This is a genomic window from Hydrogenophaga sp. Root209 (assembly GCF_001428625.1).
Classification (GTDB): Bacteria; Pseudomonadota; Gammaproteobacteria; order Burkholderiales; family Burkholderiaceae_C; genus Hydrogenophaga.
The window spans coordinates 338,494-362,421 of sequence record NZ_LMIE01000022.1 but is presented as its reverse complement, the minus strand read 5'-3'; the positions used below and the strand labels follow the sequence as shown (position 1 = coordinate 362,421).

At 66.2% G+C, this 23,928-nt stretch carries 26 protein-coding genes and 1 riboswitch; of the genes, 8 read left to right on the top strand and 18 right to left on the bottom strand.

The features are described 5' to 3' along the window. Genes ureC through ASE11_RS13170 form a run of 4 tightly spaced genes read right to left on the bottom strand, consistent with a single transcriptional unit; the run spans window position 1 to window position 2,577 of the window. Window positions 1-1,767, bottom strand: a complete 1,767-nt coding sequence (ureC, locus tag ASE11_RS13180; protein WP_056271977.1) for an urease subunit alpha — start codon at window positions 1,765-1,767, stop codon at window positions 1-3. Then, window positions 1,764-2,072, bottom strand: a complete 309-nt coding sequence (locus ASE11_RS13175) for an urease subunit beta (protein WP_056271974.1) — start codon at window positions 2,070-2,072, stop codon at window positions 1,764-1,766. The genes ureC and ASE11_RS13175 overlap by 4 nt, the downstream gene beginning before the upstream one ends. An 11-nt stretch (window positions 2,073-2,083) precedes the next feature. Then, a complete protein-coding gene (locus ASE11_RS25885; protein WP_156406340.1) occupies window positions 2,084-2,254 on the bottom strand; it encodes a hypothetical protein in 171 nt (56 codons plus the stop codon). A 20-nt stretch (window positions 2,255-2,274) separates the two neighbouring features. Then, complete coding sequence (locus tag ASE11_RS13170; RefSeq protein WP_056271971.1) at window positions 2,275-2,577, bottom strand: urease subunit gamma; 303 nt, start codon at window positions 2,575-2,577, stop codon at window positions 2,275-2,277. A 237-nt stretch (window positions 2,578-2,814) separates the two neighbouring features. Between ASE11_RS13170 and ASE11_RS13165 the strand changes: the two genes are divergently transcribed. Next, window positions 2,815-6,273 carry an ATP-binding protein gene (locus ASE11_RS13165; protein ID WP_235501291.1) on the top strand — a complete coding sequence of 1,153 codons (3,459 nt, stop codon included), beginning with the start codon at window positions 2,815-2,817 and terminating at the stop codon, window positions 6,271-6,273. Continuing rightward, window positions 6,266-7,261 (top strand): response regulator transcription factor, encoded by a 996-nt coding sequence (locus ASE11_RS13160; RefSeq protein WP_056271966.1) that lies wholly within the window; start codon window positions 6,266-6,268, stop codon window positions 7,259-7,261. Before ASE11_RS13165 ends, ASE11_RS13160 begins: the two co-directional genes overlap by 8 nt. A 34-nt stretch (window positions 7,262-7,295) precedes the next feature. Here ASE11_RS13160 and ASE11_RS13155 read toward each other — a convergent pair whose 3' ends face one another. Beyond that, window positions 7,296-8,078, bottom strand: a complete 783-nt coding sequence (locus ASE11_RS13155) for an SDR family oxidoreductase (protein ID WP_056271963.1) — start codon at window positions 8,076-8,078, stop codon at window positions 7,296-7,298. Continuing rightward, on the bottom strand, window positions 8,075-8,404 hold the full coding sequence (locus ASE11_RS13150) for a nuclear transport factor 2 family protein (RefSeq protein ID WP_056271960.1): 330 nt from the start codon (window positions 8,402-8,404) through the stop codon (window positions 8,075-8,077). The genes ASE11_RS13155 and ASE11_RS13150 overlap by 4 nt, the downstream gene beginning before the upstream one ends. Window positions 8,405-8,503: 99 nt before the next feature. Here ASE11_RS13150 and ASE11_RS13145 point away from each other — a divergent pair, with 99 nt between their 5' ends. From ASE11_RS13145 to ASE11_RS27005, 4 genes are all read left to right on the top strand, one after another. Continuing rightward, window positions 8,504-9,427, top strand: a complete 924-nt coding sequence (locus tag ASE11_RS13145; protein WP_056271957.1) for a LysR family transcriptional regulator — start codon at window positions 8,504-8,506, stop codon at window positions 9,425-9,427. A gap of 482 nt (window positions 9,428-9,909) precedes the next feature. After that, entirely contained in the window at window positions 9,910-10,224 is a 315-nt protein-coding gene (locus ASE11_RS13140; protein WP_056271953.1) for a BON domain-containing protein, read from the top strand. A 55-nt stretch (window positions 10,225-10,279) separates the two neighbouring features. Beyond that, complete coding sequence (locus tag ASE11_RS13135) at window positions 10,280-10,501, top strand: CsbD family protein (protein ID WP_056271950.1); 222 nt, start codon at window positions 10,280-10,282, stop codon at window positions 10,499-10,501. 65 nt (window positions 10,502-10,566) lie between these two features. Continuing rightward, a complete protein-coding gene (locus ASE11_RS27005; RefSeq protein WP_156406339.1) occupies window positions 10,567-10,824 on the top strand; it encodes a hypothetical protein in 258 nt (85 codons plus the stop codon). Between the two features lie 188 nt (window positions 10,825-11,012). On the opposite strand, the gene ASE11_RS13130 is transcribed toward ASE11_RS27005, so the two are convergent. From ASE11_RS13130 to ASE11_RS13120, 3 genes are read right to left on the bottom strand one after another with little or no spacing between them, the layout of a single operon-like run. Continuing rightward, window positions 11,013-11,720: a VIT family protein gene (locus tag ASE11_RS13130; RefSeq protein WP_200959354.1), complete on the bottom strand. Its 708-nt coding sequence runs from the start codon at window positions 11,718-11,720 to the stop codon at window positions 11,013-11,015. Window positions 11,721-11,777: 57 nt separating this feature from the next. Further along, window positions 11,778-12,020, bottom strand: coding sequence for a hypothetical protein (locus tag ASE11_RS13125; RefSeq protein WP_056271943.1), 243 nt, complete (start codon window positions 12,018-12,020; stop codon window positions 11,778-11,780). Window positions 12,021-12,056: 36 nt separating this feature from the next. Then, window positions 12,057-12,407 carry a cytochrome c gene (locus ASE11_RS13120; RefSeq protein ID WP_235501283.1) on the bottom strand — a complete coding sequence of 117 codons (351 nt, stop codon included), beginning with the start codon at window positions 12,405-12,407 and terminating at the stop codon, window positions 12,057-12,059. Window positions 12,408-12,484: 77 nt separating this feature from the next. Between ASE11_RS13120 and ASE11_RS13115 the strand changes: the two genes are divergently transcribed. Continuing rightward, window positions 12,485-12,793, top strand: a complete 309-nt coding sequence (locus ASE11_RS13115) for a hypothetical protein (protein ID WP_056271939.1) — start codon at window positions 12,485-12,487, stop codon at window positions 12,791-12,793. On the opposite strand, the gene ASE11_RS13110 is transcribed toward ASE11_RS13115, so the two are convergent. Continuing rightward, window positions 12,783-13,751, bottom strand: coding sequence for a tripartite tricarboxylate transporter substrate binding protein (locus ASE11_RS13110; RefSeq protein WP_056271936.1), 969 nt, complete (start codon window positions 13,749-13,751; stop codon window positions 12,783-12,785). The genes ASE11_RS13115 and ASE11_RS13110 overlap by 11 nt on opposite strands. Before the next feature lie 89 nt (window positions 13,752-13,840). Next, window positions 13,841-14,239 carry a hypothetical protein gene (locus ASE11_RS13105; protein WP_056271932.1) on the bottom strand — a complete coding sequence of 133 codons (399 nt, stop codon included), beginning with the start codon at window positions 14,237-14,239 and terminating at the stop codon, window positions 13,841-13,843. 74 nt (window positions 14,240-14,313) lie between these two features. Between ASE11_RS13105 and ASE11_RS13100 the strand changes: the two genes are divergently transcribed. Then, window positions 14,314-14,784, top strand: a complete 471-nt coding sequence (locus ASE11_RS13100) for a helix-turn-helix domain-containing protein (RefSeq protein ID WP_082585733.1) — start codon at window positions 14,314-14,316, stop codon at window positions 14,782-14,784. 10 nt (window positions 14,785-14,794) lie between these two features. Here ASE11_RS13100 and thiC read toward each other — a convergent pair whose 3' ends face one another. The 7 genes from thiC to ASE11_RS13065 form a co-directional block, all read right to left on the bottom strand. Beyond that, window positions 14,795-16,714, bottom strand: coding sequence for a phosphomethylpyrimidine synthase ThiC (gene thiC / locus ASE11_RS13095; protein WP_056271924.1), 1,920 nt, complete (start codon window positions 16,712-16,714; stop codon window positions 14,795-14,797). Between the two features lie 121 nt (window positions 16,715-16,835). Then, a riboswitch (TPP riboswitch) is annotated at window positions 16,836-16,950 on the bottom strand. Between the two features lie 83 nt (window positions 16,951-17,033). Next, entirely contained in the window at window positions 17,034-18,365 is a 1,332-nt protein-coding gene (locus ASE11_RS13090; RefSeq protein ID WP_056271921.1) for a type II toxin-antitoxin system HipA family toxin, read from the bottom strand. Next, window positions 18,365-18,697 carry a helix-turn-helix domain-containing protein gene (locus ASE11_RS25380; protein WP_082585718.1) on the bottom strand — a complete coding sequence of 111 codons (333 nt, stop codon included), beginning with the start codon at window positions 18,695-18,697 and terminating at the stop codon, window positions 18,365-18,367. The genes ASE11_RS13090 and ASE11_RS25380 overlap by 1 nt, the downstream gene beginning before the upstream one ends. Before the next feature lie 130 nt (window positions 18,698-18,827). Then, complete coding sequence (locus tag ASE11_RS13080; protein WP_056271916.1) at window positions 18,828-20,849, bottom strand: spermidine synthase; 2,022 nt, start codon at window positions 20,847-20,849, stop codon at window positions 18,828-18,830. Window positions 20,850-20,939: 90 nt separating this feature from the next. Next, window positions 20,940-21,740: an alpha/beta fold hydrolase gene (locus tag ASE11_RS13075; RefSeq protein WP_056271914.1), complete on the bottom strand. Its 801-nt coding sequence runs from the start codon at window positions 21,738-21,740 to the stop codon at window positions 20,940-20,942. Between the two features lie 100 nt (window positions 21,741-21,840). Further along, on the bottom strand, window positions 21,841-23,181 hold the full coding sequence (locus tag ASE11_RS13070) for a (Fe-S)-binding protein (protein WP_056271911.1): 1,341 nt from the start codon (window positions 23,179-23,181) through the stop codon (window positions 21,841-21,843). Next, window positions 23,178-23,822, bottom strand: a complete 645-nt coding sequence (locus ASE11_RS13065) for a hypothetical protein (protein ID WP_235501290.1) — start codon at window positions 23,820-23,822, stop codon at window positions 23,178-23,180. Before ASE11_RS13065 ends, ASE11_RS13070 begins: the two co-directional genes overlap by 4 nt. Window positions 23,823-23,928: the final 106 nt, after the last annotated feature.

Here is a 23,928-nt window from a genome sequence, read left to right as displayed (position 1 = left end):
TCAGAACAGGAAGTAGCGCTGCGCCATCGGCAGGCGGGTGGCGGGCTCGCAGGTGAGCAACACGCCGTCGGCGCGCACGGCATAGGTCTGCGGGTCGATCTCCATCTTCGGCAGCAGGCTGTTGTGCACCATGCTGGCCTTGGTCACGCCGCGGCAGCCGCGCACGGCGTCCAGCGTCTTGCGCAGGCCGTAGCGTTCGCCCACGCCGGCAGCCAGCGCGGCCTGCGAGACGAAGGTGAGGCTGCTTTTGGCCATGGCGCCGCCGAAGCTGCCGAACATGGGGCGGTAGTGCACGGGTTGGGGTGTGGGGATGGAGGCGTTCGGGTCGCCCATGGCGGCCAGCGCGATGCTGCCGCCCTTGAGGATGAGCGCGGGCTTCACGCCGAAGAAGGCCGGTTTCCACACCACCAGGTCGGCCCACTTGCCGACTTCGAGCGAACCGACGATGTGCGAGATGCCGTGCGCGATGGCCGGGTTGATCGTGTACTTCGCGATGTAGCGTTTGACGCGGACGTTGTCGTTGCGCGTGAGGGCTTCGACAGGCTCAGCCCGACCCTTCGACAGGCTCAGGGCGAACGGTTCAGGTGCGAGCCAGCCTCGTTGAGACTTCATCTTGTCGGCCGCCTGCCAGGTGCGGATGATCACCTCGCCCACGCGGCCCATGGCCTGGCTGTCGCTGCTCATCATGCTGATGGCGCCCATGTCGTGCAGGATGTCTTCGGCCGCGATGGTCTCGCGGCGGATGCGGCTTTCTGCGAAGGCCAGGTCTTCGGGGATGCCGGCGTCCAGGTGGTGGCACACCATCAGCATGTCCACGTGTTCGTCGAGCGTGTTGACCGTGTAGGGCATGGTCGGGTTGGTGGACGAGGGCAGGAAGTTGGCCTCGCCCACCACGCGCAGGATGTCGGGCGCGTGACCGCCTCCGGCACCCTCGGTATGGAACGCGCAGAGGCTGCGGCCCTTGGTGGCCGCGATGGTGTTCTCCACGAAGCCCGATTCATTGAGCGTGTCGCTGTGGATGGCGACCTGCACGTCGGCTTCTTCGGCGACGTCAAGGCAGTTGCTGATGGCGCTCGGCGTGGTGCCCCAGTCTTCGTGCAGCTTCAGGCCGATCACACCGGCGTTCACCTGCTCGTGCAGCGCGGCGGGCAGGCTGGCGTTGCCCTTGCCCAGAAAGCCCAGGTTCATCGGCAGGCCGTCCGCGGCCTGCAACATGCGTTCGATGTGCCAGGGGCCGGGCGTGCAGGTGGTGGCGAAGGTGCCGGTGGCCGGGCCGGTGCCGCCACCCAGCATGGTGGTGATGCCGGAGCTGAGGGCCTCGTCCACCTGCTGCGGGCAGATGAAGTGGATGTGGCTGTCGATGCCACCGGCTGTGACGATGTTGCCTTCGCAGCTGATCACTTCGGTGCCCGGGCCGATGACGATGTCCACGCCGGGCATGGTGTCGGGGTTGCCGGCCTTGCCGATGGCCACGATGCGACCGTCCTTCAGGCCGATGTCGGCCTTGACGATGCCCCAGTGGTCGACGATCACCGCGTTGGTCATCACGGTGTCCACGGCGCCTTCAGCGCGCGTTCTTTGCGATTGCGCCATGCCGTCGCGGATGGTCTTGCCGCCGCCGAACTTGACCTCTTCGCCGTAGCCACCAGCGGCCAGGGTGAAGTCCTTTTCGATCTCGATCATCAGCCCGGTGTCGGCCAGACGCAGGCGGTCGCCCACGGTTGGGCCGAACATGTTGGCGTAGGCGCTTCTTGAAATCGTGCTCATTCGAGCTTTCCTTGAACAAGGCCACGAAAGCCGAACACGATGCGCTCGCCCGCGTAGTCCACCAGCTCCACCGTGCGCTGCTGGCCGGGCTCGAAACGCACGGCCGTACCCGACGCGATGTTCAGCCGCATGCCGCGCGCAGCCGTGCGGTCAAGGTCGAGCGCGCCATTGACTTCCGCGAAGTGGTAGTGCGATCCGACCTGGATCGGCCGGTCGGCGCCGTTCTTCACCACCAGGGTGAGCGTGCGCCGGCCGGGGTTGAGGGCGTGCTCGCCCTCGTCGGTGAAGAGTTCGCCGGGAATCATGGGCTTACCTTTCAGTGCTTGCCGCTGGACCACCACAGCGCCACGGCAATGGCCACCACCACGCCGACAAAACCCAGCGTGTCGGTGGAATGCCAGTGGGAGCCGAACAGGCCGTGGCCTTCGTGGGCGAGGGCGGGCGCGCAGAAGGCGGCGGCAGCGAGGAGGGCGGTGGCGAGGCGCATGGGAGCTTTCGGTGAAGGGATCAGGGAATGGGTTGGTGCACGGTCACGAGCTTGGTGCCGTCGGGGAAGGTGGCTTCGACCTGGATGTCCGGGATCATCTCGGCGATGCCCTCCATCACGTCGGCGCGGGTGAGCACGTTGCGCCCCTCGCTCATGAGCTGGGCCACGGTCTTGCCGTCGCGCGCGCCCTCCATCACGGCCGCGCTGATCAGTGCCACGGCTTCGGGGTAGTTGAGCTTGAGTCCACGCGCCTGGCGCCGCTCGGCCAGCATGGCGGCGGTGAAGATCAGCAGCTTGTCTTTTTCTCTGGGCGTGAGTTCCATGGTGGTGCGTGCGTTTTCGGTGGTGCTTGGGTGATCTGGTCAGCAATTCCCGTGCCCCGAAGGAACCGGCTCTCCCATGTGGCACGAAAGCTGCACAAATGCGGTGTGACGACCATACCCATTGTTCCCATCCGCAGCGCTCCCGCACCCACCGCAGTGCCGGGGCCCGGGCAGGACGCGCCCCAGCGCATCACCCGCGTGCGCCGCGACTACAACAACTGGGTGGGCAGCGAGACCATGGAGGACTACGCGCTGCGCTACACCCCGCAGCGCTTTCGCAAGTGGAGCGAATGGCGCGTGGCCAACACCGCGTTCGGCGCGGCTTCCTTCCTGATCCTGGAGGCCGTGGGCGCCACGCTGCTGGTGCAGTACGGCTTCGTGAACGCCGCGCTGGCCATCCTGTGCACCGGTCTGATCATCTTTCTCGCGGGTCTGCCCATCAGCGTGTACGCCGCGCGCTACGGCGTCGACATGGACCTGCTCACGCGGGGCGCGGGCTTTGGGTACATCGGCTCGACCATCACCTCGCTGATCTACGCCACCTTCACCTTCATCTTCTTCGCGCTCGAAGCCGCCGTGATGGCCTATGCGCTGGAGCTCGCGCTCGACATCCCGCCCGCCTGGGGCTACCTGATCTGCGCGGTGGTGGTCATCCCGTTGGTCACGCACGGGGTCTCCGTGATCAGCCGCTTTCAGGTCTGGACCCAGCCGCTGTGGCTGGTGATGATGGTGGTCCCTTTTGGGGCGGTGGCTGTCATGGCACCGGAAACATTCACCAACGTGGTGCGGTATGGGGGCGAAACCGGTGCGGGTTCGCAGTTTGACTGGCACCTGTTTGGTGCGGCGCTCACCGTGGGCATCGCGCTCATCACCCAGATGGGCGAGCAGGCCGACTACCTGCGCTTCATGCCCGCCAAGGAGCCGGGCAAGGGTTTGCGCTGGTGGGCCGGGGTGCTGGCCGGAGGCCCGGGCTGGGTCTTGCTGGGGGTGGTGAAGATGCTTGGTGGTGCCTTGCTGGCGTACCTGGCCATCAGCCACATGGTGTCGCCCGACCGTGCGGTGGACCCCAACCAGATGTACCTCGCGGCCTACGAGTACGTGTTCTCCGACTACGGCTGGGCGGTGGCCGCCACGGCGCTGTTCGTGGTGGTCTCGCAGCTCAAGATCAACGTGACCAACGCCTACGCCGGGTCGCTGGCCTGGAGCAACTTCTTCTCGCGCATCACCCACAGCCACCCCGGGCGCGTGGTGTGGGTGGTGTTCAACACCTTCATCGCCTTCATGCTGATGGAGATGAACGTGTTCCAGGCGCTGGGTCAGGTGCTCGGCGTCTACAGCAACATCGCCATCGCCTGGATCATGGCGGTGGTGGCCGATCTGGTGATCAACAAGCCGCTGGGCTGGAGCCCCAAGGGCATCGAGTTCAAGCGGGCGTATCTGTACGACATCAACCCCGTGGGCGTGGGCGCCATGGGCCTGGCTTCGGCCTTGTCCATCGGGGCCCACATGGGGCTCATGGGGCCCGGTGCGCAGGCGTTCTCGGCGGTGATCGCGATGGTCACTGCGCTGGTCACAGCGCCGCTGATTGCCTGGGCCACAAAGGGCCGCTACTACATAGCCAGGAGTGGTGGCGTGCAAGGAGGTCCCGTCCCAGAAACACCGCGGAACTGCCCTTCGACAGGCTCAGGACAGGCCGCTGGTGTTGCCCCCCTTCAGGGGGGTGACGCCGCAGGCGGCGCGGGGGGTGTCCACAAATGTGTCATCTGTGAGCGTGAATACGAAGCGCCGGACATGTCGCACTGTCCCGCGTACCAAGGCCACATTTGTTCACTCTGCTGCACGCTCGATGCGCGCTGTGGTGATCTCTGCAAACCGCACGCCAAATTGTCCGAGCAGTGGATGGGCGCATTGCGGCGTGTGTTGCCGCGCTCCATCTGGCCGTACCTGGAGGCCGGACTTGCCCATTACCTGTTGCTCATGCTGGTGATGGCGCCGGTGCTGGCCGCGGTGCTCGGCCTGCTCTACCGGCAGGAAGTGCAGGCCCTCGCGCTGCGCATGGGCTTGTCGGCCAACGCCGGCCTGCTTGACGCGGCGCTGCGCTCGGGCTTTGTGCGGGTCTACGCCGTGCTGCTGCTGATCACGGCCACGGTGGCCTGGTGGCTGGTGCTGGCGCACAAGAGCCGCGAGGTGGCGCAGGAAGAGTCGAACCGGCAGACCCGCCTGCTCATGCAGGAGATCGAGTCGCACCGCCTCACCGACGAGGCCCTGCAGCAGGCGCGCCTGGCCGCCGAGCAGGCCAACCAGGCCAAGACACGCTACATCAGCACCATCAGCCACGAGCTGCGCACACCGCTCAACAGCATCCTGGGCTATGCGCAACTGCTGCAGGAAGACACCGGCATGGCGCCGCACCGCGCGCAGGCCATCCGCGTGATCAACCGCGGCGGCGAACACCTGCTCTCGCTGATCGAGGGCACGCTGGACATCGCGCGCATCGAGTCCGGCAAGCTCGCGCTCGACGTTCGGCCCATGGCCTTTGCCGGTGCCATGCACGAGGTGGCCGGCATGTTCGAGCTGCAGGCCAGCGCCAAGGGCCTGCACTTCGTGTTCGAGACTGGCAGCCGCCTGCCCGACACGGTGCGCGCGGACGAGAAGCGCCTGCGCCAGATCCTCATCAACCTGCTGGGCAATGCGGTGAAGTTCACCCACACCGGGCAGGTTCGGCTGCGCGTGACCCATGCGCGCGAAATGGCGCAGTTCGAGGTGCACGACACCGGCCCCGGCATGCGCGCGCAAGACCTCGAACGCGTGTTCGAGCCGTTTGCGCGCGGGCAGAACGAGGCTGCCGCACCCGGACCGTCCACCGGCACCGGTCTGGGCCTGACGATTGCCAAGATGCTCACCGACCTCATGGGCGGCGAAATGACCGTGCGCAGCGCGCCGGGCGAGGGCTCGGTGTTCACCGTGCGGCTGTTCCTGCCCGAAGTGCACGGCGCGGTGCTGCCGCGTCCGCTGGCGCTGCCCAACCACATCGGCTTCGAGGGCGCGCGTCGGCGCGTGCTGGTGGTGGACAACGAAGAGGCCGACCGCGAGCTGATCCAGCGCTGGCTGGAGCCGCTGGGCTTCGAGGTGATGCTGGCCACCAGCGGCCTGGATGCGCTGGCGCTGCTGGAGGGTTTGCAGCCCGGAGAAGCCGGCGCGCCCGATGCCGTGTTCATGGACCTGGCCATGCCCGGCATCGACGGCTGGGAGACCATGCGCCGGCTGCGCGCCCGTGGTTGGAGCGCAGTGCCACTGGCCATTGTGTCGGCCAATGCATTCGACAAAGGATTGGACAACGACCTGGGCCACCGTCCGCAGGACTTCTTCGTGAAGCCGGTGCGCCGCGACGACCTGCTCGGCTGGCTGGGCCAGCGGCTGCAGCTCGCGTGGATCGAACTGCCCCCGGCGGAAATCGCCGCGCTCTCAGCACCGTTGCCGCACGCGCGGCCGGGTCACGAGGTCACCAGTGGCCGCGAATTTGAACCCTTGCTGGAACTCGTGCGCCTGGGCTACTACAAGGGCATCGTGCAGTGGCTCGACGAGTGGGTGCAGGACCACCCCGAGCAGGCGGCGTTTGCGCAGCAGCTGCGCACGCTCGCGCGCGAATTCCGCTTTGACGCCATCGAACAGCAACTGCTGCAGCGCCATGTCTGAGTTCATGTTGCAACAGACCGACCAGCTCATCGTGCTGATCGTGGACGATGTGCCCGACAACGTGGCGCCGCTGCACGACGCGCTGGACGATGCGGGCTACACCGTGCTGGTGGCGCTCGACGGCGAGAGCGCCATTCGCCGCGCCACCCAGGCCCTGCCCGACGTGGTGTTGCTGGACGCGGTGATGCCGGGCATCGACGGCTTCGAGGTGGCGCGCCGGCTCAAGGCGCAGGCGGCCACCGCGCACATCCCCATCATCTTCATGACCGGCCTGACCGAGACCGAACACCTGGTGGCCGCGCTGGACGCGGGCGGCGCCGACTACGTGACCAAGCCCATCAAGCCGCGCGAGGTGATGGCGCGCATGGGTGTGCACCTGCGCACTGCGCGCCATGTGCGCCAAGGCGCGGTGGAGCGCAGCCAGGCGCGCAACGCGCTGGACGCATTTGGCTACGCCACCATCACCGTGCGCGAGAGCGACGGCCGCCTGATGTGGCAGACGCCGCTGGCGCGCGACCTGTTGCGCAACTACTGCGGCAGCGAATCGCCCACCACACCACCGGCCGTGCTGCAGTGGCTGCGCCGCCACCTCGGTGAGGCCAGCGAGCAGCGCGAGCCGCCGCGCCTCACGCTGGAGAACGGCCCGCGCCGCCTCACCTTCCGGCTGCACCAGCGGGTGGGTGACGAAGACGGCGAGGCCGACGCCGGTGGCGACTGGCTCATCGTGATGCAGGAAACGTCGGACGCCAGCGTGCTCTCCAGCGTGGCCGGCGCGTTTGGCCTCACCGCGCGCGAGGCCGAGGTCTTGTACTGGGTGGTCAAGGGCAAGATCAACCGAGACATCGGCGACATCCTGGGCGCCAGCCCCGCCACGGTGAAGAAACACCTGGAGCGCATCTACGCCAAGCTCGGGGTGGAAACGCGCACGGCCGCTGCCGCGATGGCCATCAACCGCGTGCCGCTGCTGCAGCCGCAGCATGGGGGGTAAGGCTGCCGTGCTTGCCGGCTGCAGCGGAGTGCCTCTAGACGGTGGGGACGGTGCCCCCGTCGATCACGTACTCCGTGCCCGTGATCGAACTCGCCCTGGGTGACACCAGAAAAACGATGAGATCGGCCACTTCCTGCGGCTTCGCCGGCCGTCCCAGCGGAATGCCACCCAGCGACTGCATGATGATCTGCTGGCCGCCCTCGTGGTCTGTGCCGGCCTGGGCGGCCACGCGCTCGATCAGCGCCTTAGCAGCGTCTGTTTCCACCCAGCCGGGCGCCACGCTCAGCACGCGAACGCCCTGGGGCGTCACCTCTTTTGACAAGGCTTTGCTGTAGGTGGACAAGGCGGCCTTGGCCGCCGCGTAGGCGGTCGTCGACTCCGGCAGCGGCAGCAGGCGCTGGATGGAGCTGACGTGGACGATGACGCCCGAGCCCTGTGCCAGCATGGCCGGCAGCAGTGCGCGGTCCAGACGCACAGCGGGCATGAGGTTCTGGTTCAGTTCGGCAAACCACTGCGCATCATCCAGCGCCGCGAAGCCACCGCCCGGCGCGCTGGAGCCGCCCAGCACGTTGACCAGGATGTCAACGCCGCCCCAACGCTCGAGCACCAGGTGCGCCACGGCGGCGGCACCCTCGGCTGTCGAGAGGTCTGCGGCGATGTGGAACACGCCTTCGGGAGAATGTGGGGGCACGGAGCGCGCCGTGGCCATCACCTGCACACCGGCATCGCGCAGACCTTGAACGACGGAGGCGCCCACGCCTTTGGTGCCGCCCGTGACGAGTGCCCGCCGTCCGTGGAGTTGGAGGTCGAAGCTCATGCGGAAATCTCCAGACTGGAGATCAGCCCGCGTTCCAGGCGAAAGCGGTACTGAAGATCGACCGGGCTGCCGGGAAAGTTGCCCGCCACGTGGCTGCAGACAATGTGAAGTCCGTTCTGCTGCTGCAGGGCGAATGGCTCGGTGGTGTACGTGTACTGCCTGGATGCCGCTGCCTTCCACGCCTTGATGGCGTCGAGCCCTTGGTGCGTTCGGCCTTCGTCTTTCACGGTGGCTTGTGGGGTGAAGCATCGCGCCAGCGCTTCGGAGTTTCGTTTGTCGGCTTCAAAGTAGGCGGCAATCGGTTCGGGGAGCGTCAAGTGGGTCATGGTCGGTACTCCTGGGTGGTGGAGACCAAAGGATGCGGCTGCGCGCAGGATAAGTGAATGGCCTAGAATTTGAATGGCTTGTTTAGAAACGGATGCAGAATGCGTGGCTCGGAGTTTGCTGAACTGAAGGCCTTTGTCGCTGTGGTTGAGAGGTCGAGCTTTGCGCGCGCCGCAGAGCACCTGGGTCTTTCGCCCTCAGCACTCAGTCAGACCATTCGGCAGCTGGAGGATCGGCTTGGCGCGCGGCTGCTCAACCGCACCACGCGCAGCGTGGCGCCAACCACCACAGGAGAGCAGCTGTACTCGCGCATCGCGCCCTTGTTCCGGGACATGGCCGACGCCGTGGCCGGGGCCAGCGCGGCGGCAGGCCAGACGAGTGGAACGCTTCGCATCAACACACTGGGCATGGCGGCGCGGCAAGTCATCGCGCCACGGCTGGGCCAGTTTCACCGTGCGCACCCCGACGTGGTACTGGACATCGTGGTGGACGACAGGCTCACCGACATCGTCGCCGGCCGCTTTGATGCTGGCATTCGCGTGGGCGCGCGGCTGGAGAAAGACATGATCGCCGTGCGCTTGACACCCGATCTGAAAATGATCGCCGTGGCTTCCCCGAAATACCTGGAGGATCGGGGCACCCCGCATGTACCCACGGATCTGCACACCCACGCCTGCATCAACTGGCGACTGCAGGAAGACGGCCGGGCGTGGCATTGGACGTTCGAGAAAAAGGGAACGCGACTGGAGATCGCAGCGGAGGGTCCGCTGATCACCAACCACTCGGACATCGGCGTTGCCGCCGCTGTGCAAGGTCTTGGTGTTGCCTATGCGTTCGATCGCGAGCACGTCGACGAACATCTCGCCAGGGGACGTCTGGTGCAGGTCCTCGATGATTGGTCGATTGCACGGCCAGGGCTGTTTCTGTACTACTCGAACAGGCGCCACCCATCGCCCGCACTGGAAGCATTCGTCGATTGTTTGTTGGAACGCAAGCCGCGTGCCTCTGTTCGTCGACTGAAGTGACTTTCCTCTTCAGGGCGGACATTCGAGCCAGCATCGAAGGTGCCTTCCGTTTATTGCAACAACCAGAGCCCGAACGGCCGCAGGTCCCCCCATACCAGTCGTTCCACCACGTTCGGTGGACTGGGAGGTCCAGTCACCGCTTGCAACGATGGATCACTGCGGCGTGCGCCGCGCCTGATCAGATGAACCGCCGAGTGTCTCAGGTCTGTTGGACTTCATCCAGTCCAATGGCCTGGCGCCAGCAGGCCGCTGGACTGGTCCTTGTCGATCACGGCTTCCACGCCGATGCAGGTCCCGTCGACCAGCTGCGCCACCGGTATACCTCCTGAGCCTTGATCTGTGTCAATGCCTTGGGTAACGCGAGAGTTTGCTTGCGCTGGCGTTGAGTTGAATCAACGCCGGGTCCGTCTGCCCGCTCAAGATGGAATGCGCTGGAGTTGATCCTCCATCCATCGTTTGAACACCACCACAGGAGTCCCGCCATGAACACCCGTCACGCGCTTGCCGCTGGTTTTTCTGCCCTGCTGTTGCTCTCCGCGTCCGGCTGTGCCGTGACGCGCGGCCAGGAATCCGTGGGCGCCTATGTCGACGACACGGTCATCACCACCCGGGTGAAGAGCAGCTTTGCCGAAAACAAGACGGTTGACGCGACCAGCATCCGTGTCGAAACCCTCAACGGGACCGTCATGTTGTCGGGTTTCGCAAAAAGCGTCGCCGAAAAGACCACTGCCGAATCCCTCGCCCGGCAGGTCAACGGCGTGAAGGCTGTCCGCAACGAAATTGCTGTGCGGCCTTGAGCGGGTGCATCGCACCTGCCGCCGCTCTTTTTCCAACCACTGAAGGAGAACCGACATGAACTGGGATCGCATCAAGGGCAACTGGAAACAGGTCACTGGCAAGGTCAAGGCGGAGTGGGGCAAGCTGACCGATGACGATCTGGACGTCGTTGCCGGGCACCGCGACCAACTCGCCGGCAAGATCCAGGAGCGCTATGGCATTGCCAAGGAAGACGCCGAAAAGCAACTGGCCGCCTGGGAGCGCAAGGCGACCGACTCCTGGTTCACGAAGGGGTGAAACGCCGACCGAGTCGCTCTTCGCGAAACGCGAAGACAGGTGAGGGTGCGCGGCATGTGCATCTCATGTTCACCACCATCAAACCTTGTCATCGACAGCCCGCCGCCCAATGTGCGACGGCGCCGGGCAGCGCATCTGGAGGAGGTCCGGCTCCCGGAGCGACTGGAGAACTCGCGGACATCGGCAATGAAGGCATGGTGGGTATCGAGCTGCGGCTGGGGGGTGGCTCCATGCCCAACCGGGCCTCGGTGGTGAGCCCCGGCGGGGCGCTGCGTCTGCCGGCAGGGCTGCTGCAAGACGAGATGGCCGGCGCCGGTCCATGAGGAAGCGTTGCGTTCGCAGTCACAGGGCCTGATCAGCTATTGGCGCAGGCACATTGAGGTGCTCGACCGCGCAGGCCTCGAGAAGCAGGTTTGCGAGTGCTATGGGGTGGTGCGGAACGAGTTCGACCGACTGCTGCCCCACACCCGGCCAACGCGTCAGCCGATGGCGAAATTTCGGGGCGTGCCGATCACACGACCGTACCAAACATGGACCCCACTGCTGCGGTGATGCCCATGGCCAGGGCGCCCCAGAAAAACACGCGCCAGGCACCGGCAAGGACCCGGGCACCGCCCACCTGGGCGGCAACAGCACCCAGCAGGGCCAGGAAGGCGAGCGAAAGCCCGGTGACCCAGGCAATCACTCCCCGCTCGGGGGCCAGGGCGGTCACGGCCAACGGAAGCAGGGCGCCCAGCGCGAAGCTCGCGGCAGAGGCCAGAGCCGCTTGAATCGGTCGGGCCAGGTGGGAGTCGAAGATGCCGAGTTCGTCGCGCCCATGGGCGCCTATCGCGTCATGCGTCATCAGCTGTGCGGCCACCTGCCGCGCCAGGTCGGGTCCCAGCCCCCGGCCCACGTAGATCGCCGTCAACTCGCGTTGCTCCGCAGCCGGGTCCGCCTCCAGTTCCCCTTTCTCGCGCAGCAGGTCGGCGGCCTCGGTGTCCGCCTGTGAATGAACCGACACGTATTCGCCTGCGGCCATCGACATCGCCCCCGCCACCAGCCCCGCCACACCGGTGAGCAGAACATTGCTGTGACTCGATCCCGCAGCGGCCACGCCGACCACGAGGCTCGCGGTGGACACGATGCCATCGTTGGCACCCAGCACCGAAGCGCGCAACCAGCCGATGCGGTCCGTTCGGTGACGTTCGGTGTGGCTGCGCAGGGATCTCATGCTCATGTCCGATCGGTCGCCGTTGGGCGGGTTGTGAGAACCATGGAAAGTGCAACCTGATGGCTACGGAGCACCTGCACCGCGCGCACGGGGTTCAAGAAAACCCGCAGCGTCCGGCTCGCCGCGGGTGCCGTGGGCGCCGGTTTCGACCGAGGTGGACGCGTGTTGCACCGCGCGCTCGATGTCGCTGAACGCCTCGCGCTGCTCGACCGGGTTCTCCCTGGCCGAAGTGTCTGGCAGGACATTGGTGCTTGCCTTCGGCGCACGGTTGGCCTGGGACGGGGTGAGGGTTCGGCGTTTGGGCATGGTGTGAGCTCTCCGAGCGGTCGATTCGTGGGCAGGTCACCTGAGATCCGGGTGATCGGTGTGACGGATTGAATCACCCGCAAGAGGCGCCCGCAGGCTCGGAGGAACTTTCGACGCCGCTGCGAGGGGTGTCTCGAAACGGTAGATGCGCTCGTTCAGGAAGCGTGCAACGTCGGTCACATCGTCTTCGCTCCACGCCAGCCTTGCCATGCCTTGCCACTTGAGGACCTCGGCCTTGAGACTTGTCCAGTCCGTAACGGCCTTCGCGGAGCGCCAGTGGATCTGTTCCGAATGGCAGGCGCTGCAATGAGTGGTGTACAGCAACTCACCGCGACTCTGGGCAGCAGCAGGGGCTGCCAGTGCCACAGCGACGAGCAAGGTTGTCACCCGCGAGTTACATGACATGCACACCAAGAAACTCCTTCACCACACATCACGTCAGCCGGGGCCAGGCGATCGCGGTTATGCCGCAAGCCATTCTGGCCGTTCCAATCGCCGACACATTGATGCTGCGCAACAAGAATGCGGTTCGTTCCCGTTGGGTCGCCACCCGGCGCATCAATGTCATCGAGACGCTGGGCGCCACCACGGTATTCTGCAGAGACAAGACGGGCACGCACTGCTGTCCTCCACTGCTCCAGTACGACCAACTGCACTGGGTCGAGAGGGGGCGCCCAAGTTGGTGGGGGCCGTACCACTACCAAGTGCGGGACGGCCTGAACCAAGCCCTCCGTTCCCTCCCATCGCCCGCCGTTCCCCAACTCATTCCGTGATGTTGTTCGCCTTGATGAAGGCCGACCAGGTCGTCATCTGCTTTTCCACAAACGGCTTGAACACCTCGGGGCCACCGCCCACCAGCTCGATGCCCTGGGCTTCGAGCTTCTTGGCCACGTCGGGGTTCTTCAGCGCGGCGGCCACGGCGGCGTGGATGCGGCTGGTGATGGCCGGCGGCATCCTGGCCGGGCCGATCACACCCCACCAGGCAGGCGCGTCAAAACCCGGGAAGCCGCTCTCGGCGATGGTCGGCACGTTGGGCATGTCCTTGGAGCGCTTGCTCGTGCTCACCGCCAGCGGCTTCACGTTGCCCGAGTCGGCATGCGGCTTGACCAGGAACAGCGAACCCACGGCCAGCGGCACGTGGCCGGCGATCGCATCGTTCATCAGCGGGCCGCCGCCCTTGTAGGGCACGTGGGTCCAGTCGAAGCCGGCGTTCTTCGCCATCTGCGCAATCGCCAGATGCCCCAGGCTGCCGGTGCCGATGGTGCCGTAGCTGGTGGATTTTTTCGCCTTGGCTTCGGTCACCAGCTGGGCAAAGCTGGTGATGGGCGAACCCTTGGTGGCGGCCAGCACCATGGGCGCAGTGCCGATCAGGGTGATGTGCTCCAGGTCCTTCATGGTGTCGAAGGCCATGCCGGGCTTGAGCGCCGGGTTCACCGCGTGGGTGTCGAACACCACGCCGATGGTGTAGCCGTCGGGAGCGGCCTTGGCCACCGCCGCGGTGCCGATCACGCCCGAGGCGCCGCCGATGTTCTCCACGATCACCGACTGGTTGAGCTGCACGCGCAGGGCCTCGGCCAGGATGCGCGAGACCTGATCGACCGAGCCGCCCGGTGGAAAGACCGCAATCACGCGGATCGGTTTGGCCGCGGGCCATTCCTGTGCAAAGGCCACCGAGGCCGAGGTCGCCATCACCGTGGACACCAGGGCGCCCACCACCAGATTTTTCAACATGCTTGTCTCCGTCGGTTGGTCATGAACCCGATGGTAAGCATGCACACGATGGCATCGTCAGATCGATAACCCTAGTGGGATTCAGGCGCTCAGGACTGCACGATCAGCCCGGCCCGCAGCTCGCGGATGCGTTGGTCGATGTAGTAACCACCGTACTCGGTGTAGCGCAGGAATGGGAAGCCGCAGGCCTTGCAGGCCCAGACTTCGCAGCGGTTGTACGGGTGGTGGGCCAGCGAAATAGGTGCGTCGACCGACCACACGTCCACGCCGGTGGGGCGGTGCTCTTCCAGCGTGGGTTCGTCGTCGCCCGGCAACCACAGCGCACCGAGCGGATGCAGCGCGGCGCCGTCCTGCGAGGCGGGGAACGATTCCCAGCCCGGGCTGGCGTAGGGCCGACAGGTGGGGCAGGGGGCGGGTGCGGTGTGCGCCTGCGCGATGGCGGTCACTGCTTCGGGGGTCAGGCGTTCAAGGTCGGAGGGGGTGGGCATGTGAGGGATGCTACTGGAGGAAGCGATCAGCGAGCCTTGGTTTGTGGTATGTCCGATGCCGTACCATGGGCGGTATGACTACTTTTGCCGATTCCCTTAAGAGAGAGATCGCTCGCGTGGCACGCAAGGAGCTGCGCGAGGAGATTGGCGCAGTGCGCAAAGCTTCCTTGGTTCAACGCTCCGAGATCGCGGCCTTGAAGAAGCAGGTCAAGGCCATGCAGTCCGAACTGAACCGCCTGGGCAAGATGAGGACCGAGCCTGCACGGGCAGCGCCCACCACCGCCAGCGCTGCGAGCGTGGCGGCTACTCGGGGCAAGCCCGGGCGCAAGGTGGTGTTCACGGCGGAGCGCCTGAAAACCCAGCGCGCCCGGTTGGGCCTCACGCAGGAACAGATGGCCAGGCTGCTGGGCGTCTCCTCGCTCTCGATCTGGAAATGGGAGTCGGGCGGCGCCGTGCCGCGCGCCTCCCGTGTGCCCAAGATCCTGGAGCTGCTGGCCCTGGGCAAGCGCGAGGCACTGGCACGGGTGGCGCCCGAAGCGCCCTGACCACAAGGCCTCAGACCTTGCGGGTCAAGGTGTCCACCGGCACATAGAACTCGCCGCCCGCGGCCTTGAACTCGGCCGACTTCGCGGCCATGCCCCGAGCGAGCGCGTCGGTCTCGCTCAAGCCCTGTTTTGCCGCGTAGTCCCGCACGTCCTGCGTGATCTTCATCGAGCAGAACTTCGGCCCGCACATGCTGCAGAAGTGCGCCTCCTTGCTGCTGTCCTTGGGCAGCGTTTCGTCGTGGAATTCGCGCGCGGTGTCCGGGTCCAGACCGAGGTTGAACTGGTCGTGCCAGCGGAACTCGAAACGCGCCTTGCTCATGGCATCGTCGCGCGAGCGGGCGCCCGGGTGGCCCTTGGCGATGTCGGCCGCGTGCGCGGCGATCTTGTAGGCGATCAGGCCCTGCTTCACGTCGTCGCGGTCGGGCAGGCCCAGGTGTTCCTTGGGCGTCACGTAGCAGAGCATGGCCGTGCCCATCCAGCCGATCATGGCCGCGCCGATGGCCGAGGCAATGTGGTCGTAGCCGGGCGCGATGTCGATGGTGAGCGGGCCCAGTGTGTAGAAGGGCGCCTCGTGGCAGTGCTTCAACTGCTCGTCCATGTTGGCCTGGATCAGGTGCATGGGCACGTGGCCCGGCCCTTCGATCATCGTTTGCACGTCGTGCTTCCACGCGGTCTGCGTCAGCTCGCCGAGCGTCTTGAGTTCGGCGAACTGCGCCTCGTCGTTCGCGTCCGCCGCGCTGCCTGGACGCAAGCCGTCGCCGAGCGAGAAGCTCACGTCGTAGGCCTTCATGATCTCGCAGATCTCGTCGAAGTTCTCGTAGAGAAAACTCTCGCGGTGGTGCGTGATGCACCATTTGGCCATGATGGAACCACCGCGCGAGACGATGCCCGTGCGCCGGTTCGCCGTGAGGTGGATGAAGGGCAGTCGCACGCCGGCGTGGATGGTGAAGTAGTCCACGCCTTGTTCGGCCTGCTCGATCAGCGTGTCGCGGAAGATCGCCCAGGTCAGGTCCTCGGCCACGCCGCCCACCTTCTCCAGCGCCTGGTAGATCGGCACCGTGCCGATGGGCACCGGCGAGTTGCGCACGATCCAGTCGCGCGTGGTGTGGATGTTGCGGCCGGTGGAGAGGTCCATCACGTTGTCCGCGCCCCAGCGGATCGCCCAGACCAGTTTGTCCACCTCTTCCTCGATGCTCGAGGTGACGGCCGAGTTGCCGATGTTGGCATTGACCTTGACGAGGAAGTTGCGGCCAATGGCCATCGGTTCCACCTCGGGGTGGTTGATGTTGGCCGGGATGATGGCGCGGCCGCGCGCCACCTCGTCGCGCACGAACTCGGGCGTGATGATGTCCGGGATGCGCGCGCCCATGGGGTTGCCGCGCAGGCGCGACTCGCGGGCGGCGTCGCCCAGGTACTCGGCCATCCATTCGCGTTGGCCGTTCTCGCGCACGGCCACGTATTCCATTTCGGGTGTCACGATGCCGCGGCGCGCGTAGTGCATCTGCGTCACGTTCATGCCGCTCCTGGCGCGGCGCGGCGTGCGCTGCAGGCCTGCGGCCTGGGCACGCAGCGCCTCGATGCGTTCGATGGTGGTGTCGTTCTGGCGGGCCTCGTTCTTCACGCCGTCGTCCAACACCTGGCGGGCGCGGCCGGCGTAGGTCTCGGTGTCCCCGCGCGCTTCGATCCACGCGCCGCGCACATCGGGCAGGCCGCGCGTCACGTCGATCGTGGTCGAGGGCTCCGAGTACGGGCCCGAGGTGTCGTACACCACGACACGTTCGCCATTGGTGAGCGCGATCTCGCGCATGGGCACGTGCACGCCGGGCTGCTGGCCTGGCACGTAGAGCTTGCGGGAAGCGGGGAAGGGCTCGCGGCTGAGGGCCAGCGAGGCAGCGGGGGACTGGACGGGGAGTTGGTCGGGTGCATTCATGGTGGCGGTCTCCGGTTCCGGTGGATGGGCAGTGAATGCTCCGGAGGACCGCCCCATGGACCGCGACGGCGGGTGAGGCATCGCCGCCGTGACAACGGAGGGAGGGCCACACCCACATGCCGCGTGGGGCATGCGCTCTTCTTTCGCCGGTACTAACCGGATCAAGTTCACGGGTTCGGCGGTTAGGCCGTCTCAGCGCCCAACCTTTTCAGATCGGTGCACCCCGGAGCAGCAGTGAGTGTATGCGGTCCGATGTGGGCGGAATCGACCTGTGCCGCTCAGCAGCCCTTCGACAGAGCTGTGCCATTGCAGCGTTGCCTTACGGCTTGAGTAGAGCAGCTTGCCGGCTGAAGAGGGAGGCGTGCTGCCGCATGCCGTCGGTGACGTGTTCCCACGTGCGCTGGGGGAAATCGGGCGTCAATTCGGCTTGCACCCTGTGCAGAGCCGCCTCCACCGATTCAACAAACGCCTGCATCGCCTCCCACATTTGTGCGCCGCCGTTGCTCAGGGCCAGCGTCCTCCAGTGCCGCGCCTGGATGGTGTAGAGGTGGTAGTGCGCGTTCTTCGAACGCAGCGCCATTGCAAGGACGGCATCGCGGTACCGCAGGCGGCCATGGCCATCGCCGTAGTACGGCCACATCGATATCACGTCGTACAGCGGGGTCATCTCGTAGGAGTCACCAGCGTCCAGGAAAATGGAGAAGTTCTTCGCATGCCCGTCGGTTGCGGCCAACAAGTAGAAGGCAAGCTGGGCGAGCAGGAAGATGCCCACGTCCTCCGGGGTGCGACTCTGGCGTAACACGCTCAGGCAGCGCTCGATGCCGGGCCCGCCGTCCTGCTCGTATTTCTTGTCCGGTGGCAGACCCAGAGCCTGGCAGAAGTCCTCTTGGGGGATGCGCGCAATCCACTGCCGCGACGCATCCCATTGGCGGTCAAAGCGCTCGACCACCAACACCCTCTGCCCCTCGAACTCGGCCATGGTGGTGGTGGCCACGGGCAGGCCCAATGCGTTCAGGATGCGAGAGCACAGCCACTCGTTTTGTACCGAGTCGCTGGCATCCACGCGCCGGGAGCCGCCGATGAGCCCCAGTGGTAGCTTGAAGATGTGGGTCGTGGGTGTGGCCCCCAAAGGCAGAAACCAATTCCCATCGCGCTGCAGCAGCGCTGTCTTCTCTTGCGCGCCGGCAATGGAAATGCGAAACGGGCGATGGTCAAAACCAGCTGCATCCTTCTGATCGGGTGAGTCGTCCGAGGTCACACCTTCGAGGATTTGCGCGACGTCGTGATCCGACAGCGGCCGGCATGCAATGGAGTCCCATCCCTGCGGTGTCACCCCTTCTGGCAACAACTGCACAGCGCCCACGCAATCGCGCCCGATCGCCTCCAGCAGGTCCACCACATCGGTCGAGGCGGTTTTGTAGCGCCGGCGAAGGCGCTGCCTGATCTGCTCGCTGTCGGGCAACAGGTTGTCGAAGTAGTTGCGCACGGCCTCGCCCTTGATCTCCGTTGCTCCCAAGGGCAGGGAGAGCGAGAGCGAGCGTGCGCGGTCGGATGCGATCCAGCTGTCGTCGTAGGTCAGCCAGTGCGAGGCGTCACGCGTGTGCCAGGTGCCCACGCGCTGGCCGTTCATCCACACGCACAGCGTCTTCATCACCAAGTCCCGCGCTTGGGTTTGCGCGCGAGCGTGGTGCCTGGCTTGGGATCGTTCTGCGTCGGCGCCTGCCCGCGCATCGGGGCCATCAAGCCGGAGCCAAAGGAGTCGTGCACCTGCAGTTGCAGACCTGCGCCCAAGGTGGAGAGCACCTTGAGCATGGCGGCAATGCCGACCACACCCGGATTGGCCTCGATCTCAGCCACCCTCGCCTGGCTCACGCCCAGCAGCTGCCCCAACTGGGCTTGGGTCAGACCACGCTTCTTGCGCAGTGAGCGAAGCATCGGCTTGAGCTGGTCTGCGATGTGCAGCGGAGAGGATGTGGCCGCCATGGTGAGTTCATAGCCTATGTGTTGTGTTTGTGAAATATAGCTCGCAAGCTATAAATACGCAATATAGGCCAAAAACGATAAACCAGAGAAACAACTTTTGGCAGATAAAAGATCTTGAAAGCTGCCTCGCTCAGATCAGGATGTCGAACAAATTCGAGAACGTGTCCGTCCAGGGCCGGAACCCGGGCCGTGGCTCCAGCACCTGAGCACCCTGCAGCTGGGGCGGCAGCGCGGCGGCCTGGGCGGCGCTCACGAACACCACCCAGGTGGATCGCCGGCAGAACGGGTCACCGTGGCCGCCCGGCAATTCCAGCAGCAGCGCCACCTTGCCCACGTGCTGCGCGGCCGAGGCCATGACCGGGCGCAAATCCAGGTAGGTGTTGGTGATGTGCACTGCCAGCAGACCATCAGGGCGCATGTGGCGCATGTAGGCGTCGAACGCTTCCAGCGTGAGCAGGTGGGTGGGAATGGAGTCGCCCGAGAACGCGTCCATGGCCAGCAGATCAAAGGCCTGCGGTGATTCGCGCTCCAGCATCAGGCGGCCGTCGCCCAGCACCGGCACGATGCTCGCCGCGCTGGCGGCCAGGTAGCTGAAGTGCTTGCGCGCCAGGTCGAGCACTTGGTCGTTGATCTCGTACATGCGCATCTCGTCGCCCGCGCGCCCGTACACCGCGAGCGTGCCCGCGCCCAGGCCCACCACGCCGAGCTTGCGCGCACGGTCGGTGGGCAGGCTCTGCAGCGCGCGGCCGATGCCGGTGCGCTCGCAGTAGTAGGCGGTGGCGCGCTTGGGGTGGTTCAGGTACTGCTCGCCGTGGGTGATGCTGCCGTGCACCATGCTGCGCACGGGGCCCAGGCCGTCTTCGTCCACGCTCTCTTCAATGCGGGTCTGGCTGTAGAAGTTGCGCACCACCTCGGTGTAGCCTTGCACGTAGTCCAGTGAAATGCTGGACAGGCGCACGCCGTAGAGCAGCAGCGCCAGCAGCAGGGCGCCGCGCAACCATCTGCCGCGCAGCTCGGGCCAGAGCACCAGCACCATCAGCAGCGCGCAGAGAAACAGGCCCAGCGGCAGCTCGAAGTACGCGTTGAACACCACCGGCGCCACCAGCCCCACGAACAGGCCGCCCAGCGCACCGCCCACCGAGAGCATGAGATAGAACAGCGTGAGGTGGCGCAGCGGCGGGCGCTGGCGCACCAGCTCGCCGTGGCAGACCATGCAGAACACGAACACCGCCGCGCACAGCAGACCCACCAGCACCGGCACGTCCAGGCCCTCGTTCATCGCGAAGTCCAGCGCCACGAAGGCCAGCGGCAAGGCCACCATCAGGAAGAACGGGCGCACGTAGTAGCGTGGTGCGTCGAAACACAGGATGAAGCTCAGCAGGTACAGCGCCAGCGGCAGCACCCAGAGAAAGGGCACAGGCGCCACGTCCTGCGTGAGGTGGCGCGTGATGGCCAGCAGCAGCATGGACGCGGTGGCCGCCAGGCCCACCCACATCAGGCATTCGCGCCAGCCAGGGCGGGGCGCGTCTTCCAGCTGAGGGGCGTGGGCGGCCGATGAACCGATGTGACGGCGCACGGTGTAGGCCGCGGTGGCCACACACACCAGCACGAACAGCGCGTATCCGGCCGACCAGACCCAGGCCTGCGGCTTCACCGCCAGCAGCGGCTCGACCAGCACCGGGTAAGACAGCAGCGCCAGCATGGACGCCAGGTTGGACAGGGCGTACAGGCGGTAGGGCTGCACGCCCTGGCTCACGAAGGTGCGCGCGTACCAGGCCTGCATCAGCGGGCCGGTGGTGGAGAGCAGCAGGTAGGGCACACCCACGGTGGTGGCCAGCACGCCGAGCACGCTCCAGGTGGGGTAGGCCTGGGCGTCGAGCTTCCACGAGGGGTCGGCCACCACCGGCAGGGTGGTCAGGCTGAGCAGCAGCAGCGCGCCGTGCACCCAGGGCTGGCGCCGGGCGCTGATCTTTTCGTGCATCACATGCACGTAGGCATAGCCCAGCAGCAGCTCCACCTGGAAGAACACCATGCACAGCGTCCACACCGAGGACGAGCCGCCGAACCACGGCAGGATCATCTTGGCCACGATGGGCTGGATCTGGAACAGCAGGAAGGCGGAGAGGAAGACCGTGGTGGCGAAGAGGGGCATGGGAAATGGGAGGGGGCTGGCCGGAGGTGCCGAAGTATGGCCGAGCCCCGGAGCGCGGGGGCTGGGGGTATGCCGCCTTGCGCGGCGTGCTCAGGGGTGCCGTTGCAGGAACGCTTCGATCGCTTCGTTCACCGGCTCCGGGTGTGTGATCGGCCCCATGTGGCCGAGCTGCTCGAACACCTGGTGTTCGGCCCTGGGCAACGCACTCAGCAAACGCCGGGTCACGCCGTGGGCCGAGGCGGTGGAGCGGCCGCCCGTCATGCACAGCACGGGGATGTTCAGGCTGGCGAAGCGGGCCAGCGGCGTGGGCTCGGTCATGAGCGCGTGGGCCCAGCGGCGCACATTGACCGTGGCGTTGGCGATCGCCGTCTGGCGCTCAGGCGGCGTGGCGTCCCAGCTGCCGCTGCCCATCCAGTAGTCGATGAAGCACTTCGCGGCCAGGGACTTGTTTCCCGCGTCCAGCGCCTCGGCCGCGGCGGTCACTGCGTTGCGGATGCCGTCAGCTTCGTTGGGCGCGGGCCCGTCGGCTTCGATCAACGAGAACAGCGTGGGCTCGTACAGCACGAGGGCGCGCACGCGCTGCGGCTGCTGCAGTGCGGTGATCAGCGCCACGGCAGCACCGAACGAATGGCCCACGAGGCTGAAGCCATCACCGGCCCGGGCGAACACCGGTTCCAGGAAGGCCGCCTCGTCGGACAGGGTGATCGTGCGGTCCGACGGCCAGTCCGGGCTCGACCCCGATCCGTAGGAGTCGGGCGCGAGCACATGGTGGCTGTTGGCCAGCCGGGCCATCAAGGCACGCCACTGGCCGCCATGGCTCGCGTTGGAGTGCAGGCACACAACGGCAGGGCCGGCGCCGGCTTCGCGGGTGTGGGGCTGCGGTGAGGCCATGGGGGCTCCAGGTCGGTGGGACAGGCCGATGGTACCGACGTTGCGAAGCGAGGAGGTCGGCGAGGCAGCCCAGCCCTGGGCGGTGGAGGCCGCTGGACTTTCAGGCGGGTTGATCAGGCAGCTGCGCGGCCACCAGTTCGACCACGCTGGCGATTTGGGTGGGCCAGGCATCTTGCTCGGCGCCCGCCATGAAGTTGAGCCGGCAACTCGCACACGACACCGCCACCGTGTGCGCGCCCGTGGCGTCGATCTGTTCGCGCTTGATGCCCCAGGCCTTGTGGCGCAGTTCCGACGCCCGGTTGATGAGGAAGGCGCCCGCGCCACCGCCGCAACACCAGTTCTGTTCCGCCGTGGGCACGGTCTCGATGACGGTGACACCCAGGGCATTGAGCGCCGCGCGGGGCTCATCGATCACGCCGCCGTGTCGGGCCAGCTTGCAGGCGTCGTGGTAGGTGACGGTGCGGCTCGCGTCGCCGGGCAACAGCTTCAGGCGTCCGGCCTGGATTTCCCGCCCCACATACTCGGACACCGCCAGCGCCTCGAACGGCAGCGGGCTGCCATCGGGCATGCGGCCTTCCCAACGCAGCGCCGGATAGGCGTGACCACACTCGGGCAGGATGACCACCTTCGCCTGGATCGCCAGGGCTTCGTCCACCAGCTTGGCGGTGGCCGCGCGCTGCAGTTTTTCGTCGCCCGCCAGGAGTCCGAAGTTGGCCGCCTCGAACCCGGCGCTTCGCAAGGTCCAGCTCACACCCAGGTGGTTGAGGATGCGCGCGGTGGCCGCCAGAGCGTCTTGATAAAGCAGCACGTCGATCACGGTGGACACCAGCATCACGTCAGCTCGTGGCTCGTCCAGCGGTACCACAATGCCCTGCGCACGCAGCAGCTCAACCGTGTTCAGCAACTCGGCCGGTCCCACGCCAAAGACCGTGCCCCGGCCCGCCTGTTCCTGCGCCACCGCCGTCAACTCCAGCGGCGCCAGGCCGGCCTCGAACAAGGCTTCACGCATCACATTGACGCCGCGCGCCGTGTTGATGCCCATGGGGCAGACCAGGCTGCAACGGCCACATTCGGTGCAGCTGTCGTACACCAATGGCTGCCACGCCCGCAGGTCGTCCGCCGTGATGTCGGGCGTGAACAGCCGCCGGATCGGCGCAAAGGCCGAGGTCTCCCGCGCGTGCACACGGCGCAGCAGGTCGAGCTTGCGGCTGGGGCTGTACTGCGGATCCTGGGTGCTCTGGAAAAAATGGCAGGCCTCCGAGCAGTAGCCGCAGTTCACGCAAGACTCCAGATCCAGGGCCAGGCCGCGGTCGGTCTTGGCCTTCATCACGGCTTTGGCACGCGAGACGCGTTGCCCGTCGGTGAGCGCGTCTGGCTGGGCCATCTCCGGCAAGTGACTGATGGCCTGCAGGAAGCCGTGAAAGACATCCATGTTGATCATGACCGCACCCCGCGACGACCGAAGAACGTGGCCAGCTGCATGCGCCCTGGCCACACCAGGAAGGCGTGCATGAGCTTGCCGAACGGAAACCAGATCAGGAGCAGTTCGAGACTCAGGAGGTGAACGGCCAGGGGCGCGCGGTAGATCACATGGTCGCGCGACAGGATGGTGTCCGACGGGTCGCCGATGAGGGCCATGCCGGTGAGGACCGGCAGGAAGGTGACGGTCCAGGTGATCCAGTCGTCGGCATTGGAGATCTGCTTGAGCACCGGATCTGTGATCCGGAAAAGCAAAGCCATCAACAGCGAGACGATGGTGCCGGCGGCCGCGATGTACATCACCAGATCGGGCAATGCCGGCCACGTGAGCCCTGTCCACCGGTGGATGAAGGCGATGTGCGGCGCATAGCCCAGGAAAACCACCAGCAGGCCGATGTGAAACACATAGGGGTTGGCGGTGACGAGGGTGGCGCTCGGATGGAAGCCGCCCGGCGGCAAGGTCCGGGTGAGGGCCGCGCGAAACGCCGCTGCCTTGCCGTAGTCCACCCGCGCAGGGGCGCCTCCACGGCCACCTGCCGGCATGCGCCACAACCACAGAAGGCGCCACCCGATGCCCGCACCACAGATGGCGAGGGACGCCACCAACAGGGGGCCTCTAGCCCAGTCGAGAAGATCCATGCGACGCCCTCGGTCAAGTGCAAGGTTGCACCTTAGACCCCTGCAAGGCCAAGGGCTTGATCCACGTCAA

Bases quoted from the DNA above. Each gene is read 5' to 3' on its own strand.
- ASE11_RS13175 (WP_056271974.1), bottom strand. From the start codon at position 2,072: ATGATTCCCGGCGAACTCTTCACCGACGAGGGCGAGCACGCCCTCAAC.
- ASE11_RS13160 (WP_056271966.1), top strand. From the start codon at position 6,266: ATGTCTGAGTTCATGTTGCAACAGACCGACCAGCTCATCGTGCTGATC.
- ASE11_RS13150 (WP_056271960.1), bottom strand. From the start codon at position 8,404: ATGACCCACTTGACGCTCCCCGAACCGATTGCCGCCTACTTTGAAGCC.
- ureC (WP_056271977.1), bottom strand. From the start codon at position 1,767: ATGAGCACGATTTCAAGAAGCGCCTACGCCAACATGTTCGGCCCAACC.
- ASE11_RS13130 (WP_200959354.1), bottom strand. From the start codon at position 11,720: ATGAGCATGAGATCCCTGCGCAGCCACACCGAACGTCACCGAACGGAC.
- ASE11_RS13145 (WP_056271957.1), top strand. From the start codon at position 8,504: ATGCGTGGCTCGGAGTTTGCTGAACTGAAGGCCTTTGTCGCTGTGGTT.
- thiC (WP_056271924.1), bottom strand. From the start codon at position 16,714: ATGAATGCACCCGACCAACTCCCCGTCCAGTCCCCCGCTGCCTCGCTG.
- ASE11_RS13135 (WP_056271950.1), top strand. From the start codon at position 10,280: ATGAACTGGGATCGCATCAAGGGCAACTGGAAACAGGTCACTGGCAAG.
- ASE11_RS13140 (WP_056271953.1), top strand. From the start codon at position 9,910: ATGAACACCCGTCACGCGCTTGCCGCTGGTTTTTCTGCCCTGCTGTTG.
- ASE11_RS13115 (WP_056271939.1), top strand. From the start codon at position 12,485: ATGCCGCAAGCCATTCTGGCCGTTCCAATCGCCGACACATTGATGCTG.
- ASE11_RS13165 (WP_235501291.1), top strand. From the start codon at position 2,815: ATGGAGGACTACGCGCTGCGCTACACCCCGCAGCGCTTTCGCAAGTGG.
- ASE11_RS13125 (WP_056271943.1), bottom strand. From the start codon at position 12,020: ATGCCCAAACGCCGAACCCTCACCCCGTCCCAGGCCAACCGTGCGCCG.
- ASE11_RS13110 (WP_056271936.1), bottom strand. From the start codon at position 13,751: ATGTTGAAAAATCTGGTGGTGGGCGCCCTGGTGTCCACGGTGATGGCG.
- ASE11_RS13100 (WP_082585733.1), top strand. From the start codon at position 14,314: ATGACTACTTTTGCCGATTCCCTTAAGAGAGAGATCGCTCGCGTGGCA.
- ASE11_RS13170 (WP_056271971.1), bottom strand. From the start codon at position 2,577: ATGGAACTCACGCCCAGAGAAAAAGACAAGCTGCTGATCTTCACCGCC.
- ASE11_RS27005 (WP_156406339.1), top strand. From the start codon at position 10,567: ATGTTCACCACCATCAAACCTTGTCATCGACAGCCCGCCGCCCAATGT.
- ASE11_RS13070 (WP_056271911.1), bottom strand. From the start codon at position 23,181: ATGATCAACATGGATGTCTTTCACGGCTTCCTGCAGGCCATCAGTCAC.
- ASE11_RS13090 (WP_056271921.1), bottom strand. From the start codon at position 18,365: ATGAAGACGCTGTGCGTGTGGATGAACGGCCAGCGCGTGGGCACCTGG.
- ASE11_RS25380 (WP_082585718.1), bottom strand. From the start codon at position 18,697: ATGGCGGCCACATCCTCTCCGCTGCACATCGCAGACCAGCTCAAGCCG.
- ASE11_RS13105 (WP_056271932.1), bottom strand. From the start codon at position 14,239: ATGCCCACCCCCTCCGACCTTGAACGCCTGACCCCCGAAGCAGTGACC.
- ASE11_RS25885 (WP_156406340.1), bottom strand. From the start codon at position 2,254: ATGCGCCTCGCCACCGCCCTCCTCGCTGCCGCCGCCTTCTGCGCGCCC.
- ASE11_RS13155 (WP_056271963.1), bottom strand. From the start codon at position 8,078: ATGAGCTTCGACCTCCAACTCCACGGACGGCGGGCACTCGTCACGGGC.
- ASE11_RS13080 (WP_056271916.1), bottom strand. From the start codon at position 20,849: ATGCCCCTCTTCGCCACCACGGTCTTCCTCTCCGCCTTCCTGCTGTTC.
- ASE11_RS13075 (WP_056271914.1), bottom strand. From the start codon at position 21,740: ATGGCCTCACCGCAGCCCCACACCCGCGAAGCCGGCGCCGGCCCTGCC.